11 protein-coding genes and 1 tRNA gene are annotated in these 16,745 nt (G+C 66.7%); 9 read left to right on the top strand and 3 right to left on the bottom strand.

What is annotated here, in order from left to right; translation table 11 throughout:
- Positions 1–59 precede the first annotated feature (59 nt).
- From AC1DBL_RS12440 to pyk, 8 genes are all read left to right on the top strand, one after another.
- Positions 60–347: an HGxxPAAW family protein gene (locus AC1DBL_RS12440; RefSeq protein ID WP_476926234.1), complete on the top strand. Its 288-nt coding sequence runs from the start codon at positions 60–62 to the stop codon at positions 345–347.
- Positions 348–349: 2 nt separating this feature from the next.
- A complete protein-coding gene (gene trpC, locus AC1DBL_RS12435) occupies positions 350–1,165 on the top strand; it encodes an indole-3-glycerol phosphate synthase TrpC (protein ID WP_476926233.1) in 816 nt (271 codons plus the stop codon).
- Positions 1,166–1,257: 92 nt separating this feature from the next.
- Positions 1,258–2,607 (top strand): tryptophan synthase subunit beta, encoded by a 1,350-nt coding sequence (trpB, locus tag AC1DBL_RS12430; RefSeq protein WP_441418782.1) that lies wholly within the window; start codon positions 1,258–1,260, stop codon positions 2,605–2,607.
- Positions 2,604–3,437: a tryptophan synthase subunit alpha gene (trpA, locus tag AC1DBL_RS12425; protein ID WP_476892689.1), complete on the top strand. Its 834-nt coding sequence runs from the start codon at positions 2,604–2,606 to the stop codon at positions 3,435–3,437. The genes trpB and trpA overlap by 4 nt, the downstream gene beginning before the upstream one ends.
- A gap of 3 nt (positions 3,438–3,440) precedes the next feature.
- Positions 3,441–4,778 (top strand): prolipoprotein diacylglyceryl transferase, encoded by a 1,338-nt coding sequence (lgt, locus tag AC1DBL_RS12420; protein WP_476892688.1) that lies wholly within the window; start codon positions 3,441–3,443, stop codon positions 4,776–4,778.
- Between the two features lie 271 nt (positions 4,779–5,049).
- On the top strand, positions 5,050–9,666 hold the full coding sequence (gene gltB, locus AC1DBL_RS12415) for a glutamate synthase large subunit (RefSeq protein ID WP_476892687.1): 4,617 nt from the start codon (positions 5,050–5,052) through the stop codon (positions 9,664–9,666).
- Positions 9,659–11,116, top strand: a complete 1,458-nt coding sequence (locus AC1DBL_RS12410; protein WP_476909553.1) for a glutamate synthase subunit beta — start codon at positions 9,659–9,661, stop codon at positions 11,114–11,116. Before gltB ends, AC1DBL_RS12410 begins: the two co-directional genes overlap by 8 nt.
- A gap of 91 nt (positions 11,117–11,207) precedes the next feature.
- The gene (gene pyk, locus AC1DBL_RS12405) at positions 11,208–12,707 is read left to right on the top strand and encodes a pyruvate kinase (protein ID WP_476892686.1); all 1,500 of its coding nucleotides are present in this window, start codon (positions 11,208–11,210) and stop codon (positions 12,705–12,707) included.
- Between the two features lie 85 nt (positions 12,708–12,792).
- Here the strand turns inward: pyk and AC1DBL_RS12400 are convergent, their stop codons facing one another.
- Entirely contained in the window at positions 12,793–13,398 is a 606-nt protein-coding gene (locus AC1DBL_RS12400; protein WP_056739732.1) for an ANTAR domain-containing response regulator, read from the bottom strand.
- Positions 13,399–13,604: 206 nt separating this feature from the next.
- Here AC1DBL_RS12400 and AC1DBL_RS12395 point away from each other — a divergent pair.
- Positions 13,605–13,686 (top strand) — tRNA-Leu (locus AC1DBL_RS12395).
- A 554-nt stretch (positions 13,687–14,240) separates the two neighbouring features.
- Here AC1DBL_RS12395 and AC1DBL_RS12390 read toward each other — a convergent pair.
- Both AC1DBL_RS12390 and AC1DBL_RS12385 read right to left on the bottom strand, forming a co-directional pair.
- Positions 14,241–14,630 (bottom strand): VOC family protein, encoded by a 390-nt coding sequence (locus tag AC1DBL_RS12390; RefSeq protein ID WP_441418777.1) that lies wholly within the window; start codon positions 14,628–14,630, stop codon positions 14,241–14,243.
- Between the two features lie 156 nt (positions 14,631–14,786).
- A complete protein-coding gene (locus tag AC1DBL_RS12385; RefSeq protein WP_476926232.1) occupies positions 14,787–15,566 on the bottom strand; it encodes an alpha/beta fold hydrolase in 780 nt (259 codons plus the stop codon).
- Positions 15,567–16,745 lie beyond the last annotated feature (1,179 nt).

The following is a 16,745-nucleotide window of genomic DNA, read 5'->3' as shown; positions in this document are numbered from 1 at the left end:
CAAACACCACTGTCAATAAATGGCAGAATGTAAGCAGTATTGATCCTGAGGAGATTTCCATGAGCAAAGCCCCTGTTTCCGCATCCCAGCCCGCTGCCGGCACCGGCATCTACGACGGCGTCGACCACAGCGAGCCGACCGGCCACGGCAACAGCCCGGCGGCCTGGACCACCGTGATCATCATGCTGGTCGGCGCCCTCATCGCGGCCATCGCGTTCGTCGTCGCCAACACCCCGATCTTCGTCGCCGGTGCGGTCGTCATGCTGATCGGCCTCGTGGTGGGCTTCGTGATGCGCAAAGCCGGTTATGGCGTCGGCGGCAGCAAGCTGAAGAACTCCGGCCACTAAGAGTGACTGTTCTCGATGACATCAATGCCGGTGTCAGGGAGGATATGGAGGCCCGCCAGCGCCTCGTCACGCTCGCCGAGCTGAAGGAGCGTGCCGCGGCGGCCGCCCCGGCGCGTGACGCCTGGGCCGCCCTGGGCGGGCCCTCGGACCGGACCCAGCTCAAGGTGATTGCCGAGATCAAGCGGCGCAGCCCCTCCAAGGGCGATCTCGCGAGCATTGCGGACCCGGCCTCGCTCGCCGTGCAGTACGCCGACGGCGGCGCCGCCGTGATCAGCGTCCTCACCGAACAGCGGCGCTTCAACGGCTCCCTCGCCGACCTGGACGCCGTCCGGGCGGCCGTGGACATCCCGTTGCTGCGCAAGGACTTCATGGTCGACGAGTACCAGATCTGGGAGGCCCGTGCCCACGGAGCCGACCTGATCCTGCTGATCGTCGCCTCGCTGACCGATGCGCAGCTGGGCGAGTACAGTGCGCTCAGCCGTGAGCTGGGCATGAACGTGCTCGTGGAGACCCACACGCCCGGCGAAGTTGAACGAGCCGTTGCCGCGGGCGCGAGAATCATCGGAGTCAACGTCCGCAATCTCAAGACGCTCGACGTCGACCGCTCCGTCTTTGCGGATCTCGCCGCCGGCATCCCCGCCGGCGCGCTCGTGGTCGGCGAATCCGGTGTCCGCGGCGTGGATGACGTCCGGCACTACGCGGCAAACGGCGCCAATGCGGTCCTGGTGGGCGAGGCGCTGGTCAGCCATGCGACCCCGCGCGAGCGGATCGCCGAATTCATGGCCGCCGGCGCCGAAGAAATCGCCGCACGCTCCTGACCCGCGGTCCGGCCCGGCCCCCGGCCGGACCCCGCGGTGCTTCCGTGCGGCACCGAAGATCTAGTTAGCAGTGGAACAGGATGGTGAGACTGATGGTCGATGCGCCAACAGCCGGCTCAGATGAAAGCCCCGTGGATGCGTTCCTGGAGGGCAAGCGCCCGGACGAGGACGGACCGCAGGGTGCACCCTCCCTGCGCCACGCCCCCGGACCCTACTTCGGCTCGTACGGCGGCCGCTGGATGCCCGAGTCCCTCATCGCCGCCCTGGACGAACTCGAGGATACCTTCGAGAAGGCCAAGGCTGATCCCGAGTTCACCGCCCAGATCGCGGAGCTGAACAAGAACTACTCCGGCCGTCCCTCGCTGCTCACCGAAGCCAAGCGCTTCGCCGAGCACGCCGGGGGAGTCCGCATCTTCCTCAAGCGCGAGGACCTGAACCATACCGGCTCGCACAAGATCAACAACGTGCTGGGCCAGGCGCTGTTGGCCAAGCGGATGGGCAAGACCCGTGTGATCGCCGAGACCGGAGCCGGCCAGCACGGCGTGGCCAGTGCCACCGCCGCCGCCCTGCTGGGCCTGGAGTGCGTGGTCTACATGGGCGCCGAGGACTGCCGCCGGCAGGCCCTCAACGTGGCCCGGATGGAGCTGCTCGGGGCCACCGTCATCCCGGTGACCAACGGATCGCAGACGCTCAAGGACGCCATCAACGAGGCCCTCCGCGACTGGGTCGCGAACGTGGACAATACGCACTACCTGCTCGGAACCGCGGCCGGGGCGCACCCGTTCCCGGCCATGGTCCGGTACTTCCACGAGGTCATCGGCGAGGAGGCCCGCGCCCAGATCCTGGAACAGACCGGCCGGCTGCCGGACGCCGTCTGCGCCTGCATCGGCGGCGGCTCCAACGCCATCGGCATCTTCCACGGCTTCCTGGATGACCCCTCGGTGAAGATCTACGGCTTCGAAGCCGGCGGCGAAGGCGTCGAAACGGGTCGCCACGCGGCCACCATCACGCTGGGCAAGCCCGGCGTGCTGCATGGCGCCCGGTCCTACCTCATGCAGGACGACGACGGCCAGACGATCGAGTCGCACTCCATCTCGGCTGGCCTGGACTACCCGGGCGTCGGACCCGAGCACTCCTACCTCGCCGACATCGGCCGGGTCAGCTACGAGCCCATCACGGACAGCGAAGCCATGGAGGCCTTCCGGCTGCTTTGCCGGACCGAGGGCATCATCCCGGCCATCGAGTCCGCGCACGCCCTGGCCGGCGCGATCAAGATCGGCCAGCGGCTCGCCGCGGAGGCTGGCGATGCGTCAGAAAAGATCGTCCTCGTGAATCTCTCCGGCCGCGGCGACAAGGACGTGGCCACCGCCGCGGAATGGTTCGACCTGCTGGACAAGGATTCACCCGAACACGAGATCGCCCAGGAGGGGGAGCAGCTGTGAGCACCGCCGAAAACAGAGCAGAAGGCAAGCAGCAGCCCGCCAGCAAGTCCGCGGCGGCCATCGACCGCGCCCGGGCCCAGGGCCGTGCCGCCCTCATCGGCTACCTGCCCGCTGGCTACCCGAGCGTCGAGGACACCATCGCCGCGGGCATCGCCCTGGCCGAAAACGGCGCCGACCTGATCGAAATCGGCATCCCGTATTCGGATCCGGTGATGGACGGCCAGGTCATCCAGGCCGCCACCACGGAGGCCCTCGCCAAGGGCTTCCACGTCGGCCAGGTGTTCGACGTTGTGCGCGGCATCACGAGCAAGACCGACGCGGCCGTCCTGGTCATGACCTACTGGAACCCCGTGGTCCGGATGGGCGTGGACGAGTTCTCCCGCCGCCTGGCGGACGCCGGGGGAGCCGGGCTGATCACGCCGGACCTGATCCCGGACGAGGCGGCGGAATGGATGGCCGCCTCGGACAGGTACGGCCTGGACCGGGTGTTCCTCGTGGCGCCGTCCTCCTCGCCGGAACGGATGAAGCGCACGGTCGACGCAAGCCGCGGCTTCGTCTACGCCGTCTCCATCATGGGCGTCACCGGCGCCCGCACCTCGGTCAGCTCCGCTGCCAAGGACGTCGTGGCCGCAGCGCGCGCGGCGGGCGCCGAGCGCGTCTGCGTCGGCCTGGGCGTCTCCAACGCGGGCCACGTCCGCGAAATCGCCGCCTACGCGGACGGAGTAATCGTCGGCACGGCCCTCGTCGCGGCGATCGGTGAGGGCGGCGTCGATGCTGTAGCGTCCTTGACGAAAGAGCTCAGCACCGGCCTCACCAAGGAAGAAGCGTAAGCAATGCAGTCAGTCCTCCACGCGGCAGCGATGGTTCCCGCGAGCATTCCGAGCCCGGACTGGTCCGGCTTCGATATCCCGCTGCCCTGGGGGTCCCTGCGCATTCACGCCTACGCGCTGTGCATCCTGGCCGGCATCATCGCCGGCCTCTGGCTGACGTCGGTGCGCTGGGCGCGCCGCGGTGCGCCCGAGGGCAGCGTCTGGGACATTGCCATCTGGGCGATCCCCTTCGGCATCATCGGCGGCCGGCTCTATCACGTGGTGTCCTCGCCGGACGCCTATTTCGGCCCGGGCTTCGACGGCACCGGCGACCTGTCCCTGATCCCGCAGATCCAGCGCGGCGGACTCGGCATCTGGGGTGCCGTGGTGCTGGGTGCCGTCGGCGCCTGGATCGGCTGCCGCCGGGCCGGAGTCAAGCTCAGCGCCTTCGTTGACGCCGCGGCGCCCGGCCTGCTGCTCGCCCAGGCGATCGGCCGCTGGGGCAACTACTTCAACCAGGAGCTCTTCGGCGGCCCGACCACCCTGCCGTGGGGCCTCCAGGTCGACGCCGACAGCCCCAACTTCCCGGCCGGGATGCCCGCCGACACGCTGTTCCACCCGACCTTCCTCTACGAATCCGTGTGGAACCTCGTCGGAGTGGCGCTGCTGCTCGCGTTGGACCGCAAGTTCGCGTTCCGCCGCGGCCGGCTGTTCTGGCTCTACGCCATCTACTACACGCTGGGCCGCGTCTGGATCGAGGCCATGCGGATCGACGACGCCGAACAGATCAACCTCTTCGGCATCACCACCCGGCTCAATGTCTGGACCAGCATCTTCGTCCTGCTCGCCGCCCTGGTGGTCTTCATCGTCCTCGGACTGCGCAAGCGCGACGTGCCGGACACCCCGTACCTGCCGGGACGCGAGCCCGAGTCCGCGGCGCTTGCCGGGGACGCCGAGGACGAGACGGCCGGCGTCGAGACGACAGACCACGAGACGACAGACCACGAGACGACAGGCCACGAGAGGGACGCCGCCGACGAAGAAGCCGACAAGACGGCTGACGACGACACCGCCGACGCCGCCGTCGGGCCCGAGCCGGCGGCGGAACCCGGCGAACCCCGGGAGCCGGCGACGGTCCCGGCCGACCGCGGAACCATCCGCCATTCGGACTCTGCTGTCTCAGATACTGAATCGCGTGATAATCTCCGGGAGAACCAGAGCGGTCCGGACCGCGCCTCAGCCTCAGCTGCGGCGGCCGGAGAATCCACCGGCGGCACCATGCCCGCCACCGGAGAACCGGCAACCGGAGTATCCGGCCGCCGGGCCACCGGGACCGCACCGGACGCTGACAGCACCAAGTAACTCAGCTCCGGCAATCGGGCTGCAGGGCGATCGCCGGCTGGGTCCGAGTCCACAGCGTCGTGGCGACAGGGTTTGTACGATTGAGCAGGCAGCAGACAGCTGCGCGCTATGCAAACCCAGGTCGGCGGCCCGCGTAACTGTTCGTACAGCAAGCGGCGCTGGCCTACAATTCGAGTAGGAAAATCACGTTGTTGTGCCCGTCACACCGGCGCACCGATTCGGGCCAATGTTGTCCCTCCCATACGCACGATCAGGAGGAAGGACGTCTCCCATGACCCAAACCCTGCATAGCCCCAGCTGGTCCGGTCCGGAACAGCCCACTACGGCGGTCTCACCGTTCAAGCGTTTTGCGGCGCTGCCCGAAGCTGCCGGGCTTTACAACCCGGAGCAGGAGAAGGACGCCTGCGGGCTGGCCATCATCGCCACCCTGCGCGGCGAGCCTGGCTACGACATCGTCGATGCTGCCCTGACCGCCCTGCGCAACCTTGAGCACCGCGGTGCCGTCGGCGCCGATGAAGGAACCGGCGACGGCGCCGGCCTCCTCATGCAGGTCCCGGACGAGTTCTTCCGTGCAGTTACCGACTTCGAACTCCCCGCCGCCGGGCAGTACGTTGTGGGCACCGCGTTCCTGCCGGCCGAACAGCGCGAATCCGATGCCGCCAAGGCAGGCATTGAGGGTCTCGCGGCCGACGAAGGCCTCACCGTCCTGGGCTGGCGTGAAGTCCCGATCGTGGCCGACCTCGTCGGAGCCATGGCCCGGGCCTGCATGCCGTACTTCGCGCAGCCCTTCTTCGCTTCCAGCACCGGCGAGACGCTCTCCCGCAACGAACTCGACTCCCGGGCCTGGCGGATCCGCAAGCGCGCCCAAAACAAGTACGGCGTGTACTTCCCCTCGCTGTCCTCCCGGACCATCGTCTACAAGGGCATGCTCACCACCGCCCAGCTGGAGCCGTTCTACCCGGACCTCTCGGACAAGCGCTTCAAGACCAAGCTTGCGATCGTCCACTCGCGCTTCTCCACCAACACCTTCCCGTCCTGGCCGCTGGCCCAGCCGTTCCGCACCATCGCCCACAACGGCGAGATCAACACGGTCAAGGGCAACCGGAACTGGATGCGCGCCCGCCAGTCGCAGCTTGCCAATCCGCTGCTGGGGGACAGCCCGGAAGAGCTGTACCCGATCTGCACCCCGGGCGCCTCGGATTCGGCCTCCTTCGACGAGGTCGCCGAACTGCTCTGGCTCTCCGGCCGGCCCATCACGCACTCGATCATGATGATGATCCCCGAGGCCTGGGAAAACCACGCCACGATGGATCCCGCCCGGCGCGCGTTCTACGAGTACCACTCGCTGCTGATGGAGCCGTGGGACGGTCCCGCCGCCGTGTCCTTCACCGACGGCAACCTCGTCGGCGCCACCCTGGACCGCAACGGGCTGCGCCCGGGACGGTACTGGATCACCGAGGACGGCCTCGTCGTCTTCGCCTCCGAGGTCGGCGTGATCGACGTCGAACCCTCCAATGTGGTCAAGAAGGGCCGCGTTTCGCCGGGCAAGATGTTCCTCGTGGACACCGAAGCCGGCCGGATCATCGACGACGCCGAGGTCAAGGCCGAGGTCGCCGCGGCGAACCCCTGGGCCGAGTGGCTCAAGGACAACCTGATCGACCTCAAGGACCTGCCCGAACGCGAGCACGTGGTGCACACCGCCGCCTCGGTCAACATCCGCCAGCGCACCTTCGGCTACACCACCGAGGAACTGAAGATCCTGCTCGGCCCGATGGCCCGGACCGGTGCCGAGCCCCTCGGCGCCATGGGGTCGGACACCCCGGTGGCTGTGCTCTCCAAGCGGCCCCGGCTGCTCTTCGACTACTTCGTGCAGTCCTTCGCGCAGGTCACCAACCCGCCGCTGGATGCCATCCGCGAGGAACTGGTCACGTCCCTGACCTGCGCGATCGGCCCCAACGGCAACCTGCTGGACACCAAGCAGGTCCGCCAGCCGCAGGTCTCGCTGCCGTTCCCCGTGATCAACAACGACCAGCTCGCCAAGATCGCGAACATCGAGAACGCCGACGGCGACCGGGTCGCCATGAAGGTGCGCGGCCTCTACCGCCCCGACGGCGGCGAGAGCGCCCTGCGCGCCCGGCTGACCGAAATCTGCGAGCAGGTCTCCGGCGCCATCAACCGCGGCGTCCAGTACGTCGTGCTCTCGGACCGCGACTCCAACGCCCAGTGGGCGCCGATCCCGTCCCTGCTGCTGGTCAGCGCCGTGCACCACCACTTGCTGCGCAGCGCCAACCGCACCAAGACGGCGCTCGTGGTCGAGGCCGGCGACGTCCGCGAAACGCACCACGTCGCCGTGCTGATCGGCTACGGCGCCTCCGCGGTGAACCCGTACCTGGCGATGGAATCCGTGGAGCAGCTCATCAGTTCCGGAGACGTCACCGGCGTCACCCCGCAGGACGGCGTCTACAACCTGATCAAGGGCCTCGGCAAGGGCGTCCTGAAGATCATGTCCAAGATGGGCATCTCCACGGTCGCGTCCTACACCGGCGCCCAGACCTTTGAAGCCCTCGGCCTCGGCCAGGACCTGGTGGACGAATACTTCTCCGGCACCCACTCCCAGCTCGGCGGCGTCGGCCTCGACGTCATCGCCGCGGAGGTCGCTGCGCGGCACCGGATGGCGTACCCGGAAAACGGCATCGAACAGCCGCACCAGCCCCTGCTGGGCGGCGGCGAGTACCAGTGGCGCCGCGACGGCGAACCGCACCTGTTCAACCCCGAGACGGTGTTCCGGCTGCAGCACGCCACGCGTGAACGCCGCTACGACATCTTCAAGGCCTACACCCGCGGCGTTGACGACCAGTCCGAGAACCTGATGACGCTGCGCGGGCTGCTGAAGTTCAAGGCCGGCCTGCGCCCCGCGGTCCCGCTCGAGGAAGTGGAGTCCGTCTCCAGCATCGTCAAGCGGTTCTCCACCGGCGCCATGAGCTACGGCTCCATCTCGCAGGAAGCCCACGAGACGCTGGCCATCGCGATGAACCGGCTCGGCGGCAAGTCCAACACCGGGGAAGGCGGCGAGGACGTGGACCGGCTCCTGGATCCGACCCGGCGCTCGGCCGTCAAGCAGATCGCCTCGGGCCGCTTCGGCGTCACCAGCCTCTACCTGACTAACGCCGACGACATCCAGATCAAGATGGCACAGGGTGCAAAGCCCGGCGAAGGCGGCCAGCTGATGGCCCAGAAGGTCTACCCCTGGGTGGCCCGGACCCGGCACTCCACACCCGGCGTCGGGCTCATCTCGCCGCCGCCGCACCACGACATCTACTCGATCGAGGACCTCGCGCAGCTGATCTACGATGCCAAGCGCGCCAACCCCTCGGCGCGGGTGCACGTCAAGTTGGTCTCCGAGGTCGGCATCGGCACGGTCGCGGCCGGCGTCACCAAGGCCAAGGCCGACGTCGTGCTGGTTTCCGGCCACGACGGCGGCACCGGCGCCTCGCCGCTGAACTCGCTTAAGCACGCCGGCGTGCCGTGGGAACTCGGCCTCGCCGAGACCCAGCAGACCCTGATGCTCAACGGCCTGCGCGACCGCGTGGTGGTGCAGGTGGACGGTCAGCTCAAGACCGGCCGCGACGTCGTGATCGCCGCGCTGCTCGGCGGCGAGGAGTTCGGTTTCGCCACCGCGCCGCTGGTGGTCTCCGGCTGCATCATGATGCGCGTCTGCCACCTGGACACCTGTCCGGTGGGCGTCGCGACGCAGAACCCCGAGCTGCGCTCACGCTTCACCGGCAAGCCCGAATTCGTGGTCAACTTCTTCGAATTCCTCGCCGAGGAAGTCCGCGAGATTCTGGCCGAACTCGGCTTCCGGAGCCTCGAGGAAGCGATCGGCCACGCCGAAATGCTCGACACCCGCGAGGCGATCAGCCACTGGAAGGCCGAAGGGCTGGACCTGGACCCCATCCTGCACGGACTGGAGTTCGACGACGATGCGCCGCTGCGCAACCTCACGGGCCAGAACCACGAGCTGGACAAGCACTTCGACCAGCGACTGATCGCGATGGCCGCCGAGGCCCTCAGCGACCGGACCCCGGTGAAAATCGCCGTCGACGTGATCAACACGGACCGGTCCGTGGGCACCATGCTCGGCCACGTGGTCACCAAGACCTTCAGCACCGACGTGCTCGCCACCGACACGATCGACATCACGCTGACCGGCACCGCCGGACAGTCGCTCGGCGCGTTCCTGCCGGCCGGCATCACGCTCCGGATGTTCGGCGACTCCAACGACTACGTCGGCAAGGGTCTTTCCGGAGGCCGCATCATCGTCCGCCCGGACCGCACCAACGTGTTCCCGGCGGAGCGGAACGTGATCGCCGGCAACGTGATCGGATACGGCGCCACGAGCGGCGAGTTGTTCCTGCGCGGGCAGGTGGGGGAGCGCTTCATGGTGCGCAACTCCGGCGCCACCGCGGTGGTCGAAGGCATCGGCGACCACGGCTGCGAGTACATGACCGGCGGCCAGGCGCTTATCATCGGCCGCACCGGCCGCAACTTCGGCGCCGGCATGTCCGGCGGCACCGCCTACGTCCTGGACCTGCAGACCGAACGGGTCAACAAGCAGGCCCTCGACGCCGGCGAGCTGCAGCTGCGCGAACTCGACGCCGAAGACCGCGAAATCGTCCACGGACTGCTGGTCAAGCACCTCGAGGAGACCGAGTCGCAGCACGCGGCCCGGCTGCTCGAGAACTTCGACGACACCGCGGCCCGCATCACCAAGGTGCTGCCGCGCGACTACGCGGCCGTGCTGCAAACCCGTCTTGACGCCATCGAAGAGGGCCTGGACCCCGACGGCGAAGAAGTTTGGTCTCGAATCCTGGAGGTGACCGGTGGCTGATCCACGCGGATTTCTGAAAGTACGCCAGCGTGAAACACAGCCGCGCCGTCCCGTCCCGGTCCGCATCATGGACTGGAAAGAGGTTTACGAAGCCCAGGAGAAGGGCGTCCTGAAGAGCCAGGCCGGCCGCTGCATGGACTGCGGTGTCCCGTTCTGCCACCAGGGCTGCCCGCTGGGCAACCTCATCCCGGAGTGGAACGACCTCATCTGGCGGGACAAGGGCGAGGAAGCGATGGAGCGGCTGCACGCCACCAACAACTTCCCCGAGTTCACCGGCCGGCTCTGCCCGGCACCCTGCGAGGCCTCCTGCGTGCTGGGCATCAACCAGCCCGCCGTGACCATCAAGCAGGTCGAGGTTTCCATCGTGGACCAGGCCTTTGACAAGGGCTGGGTCAACCCGCTGCCGCCGGCACGCCTCTCCGGCAAGACGGTCGCCGTCGTCGGTTCCGGCCCCGCCGGGCTCGCCGTCGCGCAGCAGCTGACCCGGGTGGGCCACACCGTCGCCGTTTATGAGCGCGACGACAAGATCGGCGGCCTGCTCCGCTACGGCATCCCCGACTTCAAGATGGAAAAAGAGCACGTGGACCGCCGCCTGGACCAGATGAAGGCCGAAGGCACCCGCTTCCGGACCGGCGTCGCCGTCGGCACCGATGTGACCTGGGAACAGCTGCGCCGGCGCTACGACGCCGTCGTGGTCGCCACCGGGGCGACCGTGCCGCGGGACCTGCCCATCCCGGGCCGGGACCTTGAGGGCGTGCACTTCGCGATGGATTACCTCGTCCCGGCCAACCGCGTGGTGGCCGGCGAGACGGTGGAAAACCAGATCAACGCCGCCGGCAAGCACGTTGTGATCCTCGGCGGCGGCGACACCGGCGCGGACTGCCTCGGCACCGCACACCGGCACCAGGCAGCGTCCGTGACCACGCTGGCGATCGGCAAGCAGCCGTCCGCCGAGCGGGCCGCGCACCAGCCCTGGCCGACGTTCCCCACCCTGTTTGAGGTGGCCAGCGCGCACGAGGAGGGCGGCGAACGTACCTACCTCGCCTCCACCGTGGAATTTGTCGGCGAGAACGGCAAGCTGACCGGCGTGAAGGTTGCCGAGACGGAATTCGTCGGGGGCTTGCGCCTGCCGAAGGCCGGCACCGAACGGATCATCCCGGCGGACCTCGTTTTCCTGTCCCTGGGCTTCACCGGCGCCGAACCCGCCGGGATCACCGAGCAGGTGCACGCCGAGTTCGACGGCCGCGGGAACGTGGCCCGGGACGGTTACTACATGACCAACACGGAAGGGGTCTTCGTCGCCGGAGACGCCGGTCGCGGTCAGTCCCTGATCGTCTGGGCAATCGCCGAGGGCCGCGCCTGCGCCGCCGCGGTGGACAAATTCCTGATGGGCAGCACCATTCTCCCGGCGCCAGTTGCGCCGACCGACCGGGCGATCGCCGTCCTGTAACCCGGTCCGGACCCTGCCGGGTCCGGACCGGGCACCGGCCGTTCATCACCGCAACAACTTAAAACAACCAAGAGACAACTAGGGTAGGTATATGAGACGCGCTAAAATTGTGGCCACCTTCGGACCGGCGATCGCGAGCTTCGAGAACACGCTTGCCGTGCTGGAAGCCGGGGTCGACGTGGCCCGCATGAACATGAGCCACGGAGACTACTCCGTGCACGACAACACCTACGAGAACGTCCGCAAGGCCGCCGGCCAGCTCGGCAAGGCCGTCGCCATCATGGCCGACCTGCAGGGCCCGAAGATCCGCCTCGGCCGCTTCGTTGACGGACCGCACCTGCTGGCCGTCGGTGACACCTTCACGATCACCACCGAGGACGTCCCGGGCACCAAGGACATCTGCTCCACGACGCTGAAGAGCCTCACCGAGGACGTAAACCCCGGCGACTCGCTGCTGATCGACGACGGCAAGGTGGCGCTGCGCGCCATCGAGGTGGACGACGTCAAAGTCGTCGCCCAGGTGGTTGTCGGCGGCTACGTGTCCAACAACAAGGGCATCAACCTGCCCGGCGTGGCCGTCAACGTGCCCGCGCTGAGCGAAAAGGACGAGGACGACCTCCGCTGGGCCATGCGCCGCGGCGTGGACATGGTGGCCCTCTCCTTCGTCCGCGACGCCTCGGACATCAAGCGCGTCCACGAAATCATGGACGAAGAAGGCCGCCGCGTGCCGGTGATCGCCAAGATCGAAAAGCCGCAGGCCGTGGACCAGCTCCCGGAGATCATCGACGCCTTCGATGCCATCATGGTGGCCCGTGGCGACCTCGGTGTGGAGCTGCCGCTCGAGGAGGTGCCGATCGTGCAGAAGCGCGCCGTCGAACTGGCCCGCCGCTGGGCCAAGCCCGTCATCGTGGCCACCCAGGTGCTCGAATCCATGATCGACAACCCGCGCCCGACCCGCGCCGAGGCCTCCGACTGCGCCAACGCCGTGCTCGACGGCGCGGACGCCGTCATGCTCTCGGGCGAGACCAGCGTGGGCAAGTTCCCGATCGAGACCGTCAAGACCATGGCCCGGATCATCGAATCCACCGAGGTCCACGGCCTGGAACGCGTCCCCCCGCTGGGCACCAAGCCCAAGACCCGCGGCGGCGCCATCACCCGTGCCGCCGTCGAGATCGCCGACCAGCTGGAAGCAAAGTACATCTGTACCTTCACCCAGTCCGGCGACTCCGCACGACGCCTGTCGCGGCTACGGCCGATCCGCCCGGTCTTTGCCTTCACCCCGGTGGAGCACGTCTGGAACCAGCTCGCGCTGACCTGGGGCATCCAGCCGGTACTGGTCCCGATGGTGGGCCACACCGACGAGATGACCGCCCAGGTGGACCGCAACCTGCTCGAGATGGATCTCGTCGAGGACGGCGACATGGTGGTCATTGCGGCCGGTTCGCCTCCCGGAAAGGCCGGTTCCACGAACATGCTGAAGGTCCACAAGGTAGGCGACCTGGCCGACGCCGGCAGCCACGGCGAGAACGCCGTCACCAAGGACAAGCTCGGCCCCTGGCCGGAAAAGAAGAAGAAGAACACCAAGATCTAGTTCTTCTCCAGATACACCGAAGGGAGGGCCCCGCCGCTGGCATTCAGCGGCGGGGCCCTCCCTTTGTCTGTCTGTTTGTTAGCGGCTAGTTGACCTGGTTGATGATGGTTTCGGCGACCTCGCGCATGCTGAGGCGGCGGTCCATGGATGTCTTCTGGATCCAGCGGAACGCTTCCGGCTCCGTCAGGCCCATCTTGGTGGTCAGGAGGCTCTTGGCGCGCTCCACGAGCTTGCGGGTGGCGAACTGCTCCTGCAGGTCGCTCACCTCGCTTTCGAGGGCCTTGATTTCCTCGTGCCGGGACAGTGCGATCTCCAGGGCCGGGATCAGGTCGGCCGGGGTGAAGGGCTTCACCACGTAGGCCATGGCGCCGGCGTCGCGGGCGCGCTCGACCAGTTCCTTCTGGCTGAACGCGGTCAGCAGCACCACGGGGGCGATCCGGGCCTTGACGATCTTCTCTGCCGCGGAGATGCCGTCCATGACGGGCATCTTGACGTCCATCAGGACGAGGTCGGGCTTGAGCTCTTCCGCGAGCTGGACGGCCTTCTCGCCGTTGTCCGCCTCGCCTACGACGTCGTAGCCTTCGCCGCGCAGGATCTCGATGATGTCCAGCCGGATGAGGGTCTCATCCTCGGCGACGACGACGCGGCGCGCAGGCTGGGAGGTGGGGGTTGACTCCGTCTGTTCTGACACGGGTACTCCTTGGAAAGGTACGGCGGGAACTGGACCATCTGAGGCACGTCCGCGGGTGTACTGGGGCCGGTAGGGATCGATGCGGCGTCACTGGCGCGATTCTGGAATTCAGCCTATCTGCATGTAGAGTAATTTCGCGCACCGGAACCGATCGCGTTGCTCACAGCACCATGGAGCAAGCGAATGTGACAGCCGGTGTACTCCGCGCCCGAGTGGCGGAATTGGCAGACGCGCCGCACTCAAAATGCGGTATCGAAAGGTGTGTGGGTTCGAGTCCCACCTCGGGCACTTGTTTTCCCTAGGCAGGGGCTGTGGGGCCTCTGCGTGTGGACAAACTGTTGACTTATGGACCCCCTCGGGGGCTTTTTTTGTTGGTGGCTGTGCCTTCTCCTGGGTTTGGGCAGCGGTGTGGCTGGTTATCTGTTCATGGCGGGGAGGGTCTTGAACTGCATGACCTGATGCTGGCTGGGCGAGCGGAGTCGCCTCGGCTCGTTTGCACTAATTCCGGTCACGACTGTTCATGGCAAGATTTCCGGATCTGTCTTTGTCGTACCGGGTTGTGTTGAGAGCGGGCAGATGCGGCTCGAACGGTTTCTTGCCTGTTGTGTCGAATATTTCTGGCCCTGCACGGGAAGCTGAAACTGGCTCCACGCTGTGACGATGGTGAGCGACGAAAACCGAGCCACGGCGTCCGGACCGCACACCCATCTTCAGCCGTGGATAGTCCGAATTGATCCAGCTGTGGGAGCTTAAGAGCGCGCAGACGATCAGAGTCTTTGGGTGTTTTCGTGGCGCCCCGTTGGCGGAGCCTCTCACACACCCGATGCTTGACTTGGGTCGGGTCACAAACCCTGTTGGTCTGTGGGTGGGTGTTCGGCCACGCAGAAGAGGTTCCCCTCCCGGTCAGCAAGAGTGGTCCACCGCACGTGTGGGAATTCGTCAAGGACGTCCCACTGGTAAGTGGCACCGAGGTCGAGGAGGCGTCTGACCTCGGCCTGTCGTGACCCCCAGGGCACGGTCAGATCTAGGTGGAACGTTTGGTGCTCGGGGCGAGGACCGGTCATGGGTTGGAAGAACATTGCGAACCCTCCGGGACCCGCAGATGGCAGGTAGACGCTGTCGCCGCCCGGTGAGGGCAAGGCGCCGGTCACGGACGCCCAAAAATCGGCAAGCGTGGCTGGATTCTGAGCCTCCAGGTTGATCGCACCAAGGGTGATCTGATGTGTCGTCATGGTTGCAACGCTAACAGGATCCTCGGACAGCCTCTCGTTAGTGCACGGCGGCGTCGATGCCTCCCGAGACTGGGGCGTCATCCCCAGCCGTCGCAGGTTCCACCTTTCGGAAGCCAACTCAAACATAATGGCTCCGCCCCGGCGCTCAGCCGCAGCTCAGCCGGTGCTATCGAGGATCAGGCGCGCCGCCTCCGTTGGTTGGTCCCAGTGCGGGAAGTGACCGCAGCTTTCGAACCAGTGGAGCGTTGCATCCGGGAACAGCTCCATGGCCCGCGCCGCCTCACTGGGAGCGGTGACCTTGTCCTTCCGCCCCCATCCAATGACCACTTTGCCCTTGAGTGAACCGGCCGGTGCGCCTTCCTGGCGGGGTCCGTGAATCAGCGCGTTGAGGGCAGGGTCCAGACTGGTCGATGTCTTGAACCCGCGAAGTTCATGCAGGACCAGATCCTGCGGCAGCTTCCATGGGTGGGCGGAGAACTGAGCCAACAGGGCCGTGCGGCCAACGGGGTTGCCCGTGAGGAAGGGGAGCGCCGGTTGGATACGGCGCACCAGTGCGACGGAGGCCTTGATGCTTGCACCAAAGATTGCTGCCTGGCGGTCATTCCAGAATCCCCCGGGGTCCAGTGCGATTGTGGTGCCAGCGTGCCCTCGCCGTGCCATTTCCAACACCATCCGGGCGCCCATGGAGCTGCCTACCAGATCAAGGTCACCCAGTTCCCCGTCGCGGATAAAGGCTTCGACGGCATCGGTCAGCGTGGCAATTGTGGTTTCTCCGGTTAGCGGCGCGGATTCGCCGCAACCGGGGAGGTCGACGGCGATGACATCGCGTTCAGCGGCCAGCGCCGGGATTATCGGGTTCCAGTTACCAATACTGGAACCGAGCCCATGGATCAGGAGGAGTGGCTTACCGGAGCCTTGCCGGGTTGAGTGCAGCATGACTTCACTGTAAGGGGCGGTGCAACATATCTGGCCAGAGGTCATCTGGTGAAAGACTCGACGGCACAGCGATACGCGGTTGGGCAGCGCATCCAACACGCCTCAGGTCGAACACATCACAGGCAGGGGCGAAGAGTTCATGCGCCACGTTGTCGGGGCCCTGAATTCCAGGATGTTACCGGCGCCGATGCCCTTGGACCACCGTGGTGGAGAGCGCCGGATACGACGGCGACAGTGAGAACGTCCGGGTGTCCTCGGGCCAAACCCGCGTAGGTCGTTTTCTGTCCAGTCCGTGCCGGAGCGGGCGGTGATGTCGAAAAGGAGGAACCCGCCGCCGTGATCTTCATTGATTTCCAGCATGAGGGCCGCGCCGTAGTGCTGTGCTTGTTCGAGCCCGGTCCGGTTCCGGTGGCCTACTCTTCAAATCGGAGCGAAATCGCGTTCAAGCCAGAACTGCCCCGCGCGGACTGCCGCTTTAGCAGCCTGGTTGCGCTGAAGTGGGCAAAAGAGGGGGTGTGCACAATGTGCACACCCTGGGCTTCGGATCGGGTCGTACTGCTGCCGGACTGGGCCGAATTGCGGAGGATTTCGGGGCAGCGGCAGAAACTCAGGTGCTGGAACCCGGTTCGAGTCCCACCTCGGGCACAGTGTTTCCTTGTTCAGGGGCTTGTGGGCCGCTGAGTGTGTAAAAATTTCCATTTATGGGCCCGCGCGGGCCCATTTTTGTTGGTCGGCCTGTTGCCGGTTGTGACTCCTCCACTTGATTTCCGGCAGCACTGGCGCTGCTTACCCTTCCATGGCCGGCCACGCCGCAAACGGCATGACTGGACGCTGGCGGGCTGCATTCGGCGTGGGGGCATCCGGCCCGTGGGCTCCGGGTCGGTCAACATGGCGGTGCCGGCGGTGCGGGATCATCAACGTCGGTGCACCCGTTGTGTAACGGGTTGGTGTCGGTTCGGTGGGGACCCATCCGGGAGGGCGGGTGTTGCCGAAGTACTCCTGACAGACCAAGCCGGACCCGCAGGAAAGTGTCAGCCCCTACCAGGGCGGCGGGGACGGGACACCCATTGAGCCAATTCCAAGGAGCACTCCCATGCGTACATCCATCAAGACTTTCCTCGGCGTTGCCGCTGCCGGTTCGCTCATGTTTTCCCTGGCTGCCTGCAGCCCGGCGAACAA

The organism is Arthrobacter sp. 10T44 (assembly GCF_056393885.1).
This window is presented reverse-complemented; position numbering and strand designations above follow the sequence as displayed.

Excerpts from the sequence above, each read along its gene's own strand:
- lgt (WP_476892688.1), top strand. The coding sequence starts at position 3,441 with ATGCAGTCAGTCCTCCACGCGGCAGCGATGGTTCCCGCGAGCATTCCG.
- gltB (WP_476892687.1), top strand. The coding sequence starts at position 5,050 with ATGACCCAAACCCTGCATAGCCCCAGCTGGTCCGGTCCGGAACAGCCC.
- AC1DBL_RS12390 (WP_441418777.1), bottom strand. The coding sequence starts at position 14,630 with ATGACGACACATCAGATCACCCTTGGTGCGATCAACCTGGAGGCTCAG.
- pyk (WP_476892686.1), top strand. The coding sequence starts at position 11,208 with ATGAGACGCGCTAAAATTGTGGCCACCTTCGGACCGGCGATCGCGAGC.
- AC1DBL_RS12440 (WP_476926234.1), top strand. The coding sequence starts at position 60 with ATGAGCAAAGCCCCTGTTTCCGCATCCCAGCCCGCTGCCGGCACCGGC.
- trpB (WP_441418782.1), top strand. The coding sequence starts at position 1,258 with ATGGTCGATGCGCCAACAGCCGGCTCAGATGAAAGCCCCGTGGATGCG.
- AC1DBL_RS12385 (WP_476926232.1), bottom strand. The coding sequence starts at position 15,566 with ATGCTGCACTCAACCCGGCAAGGCTCCGGTAAGCCACTCCTCCTGATC.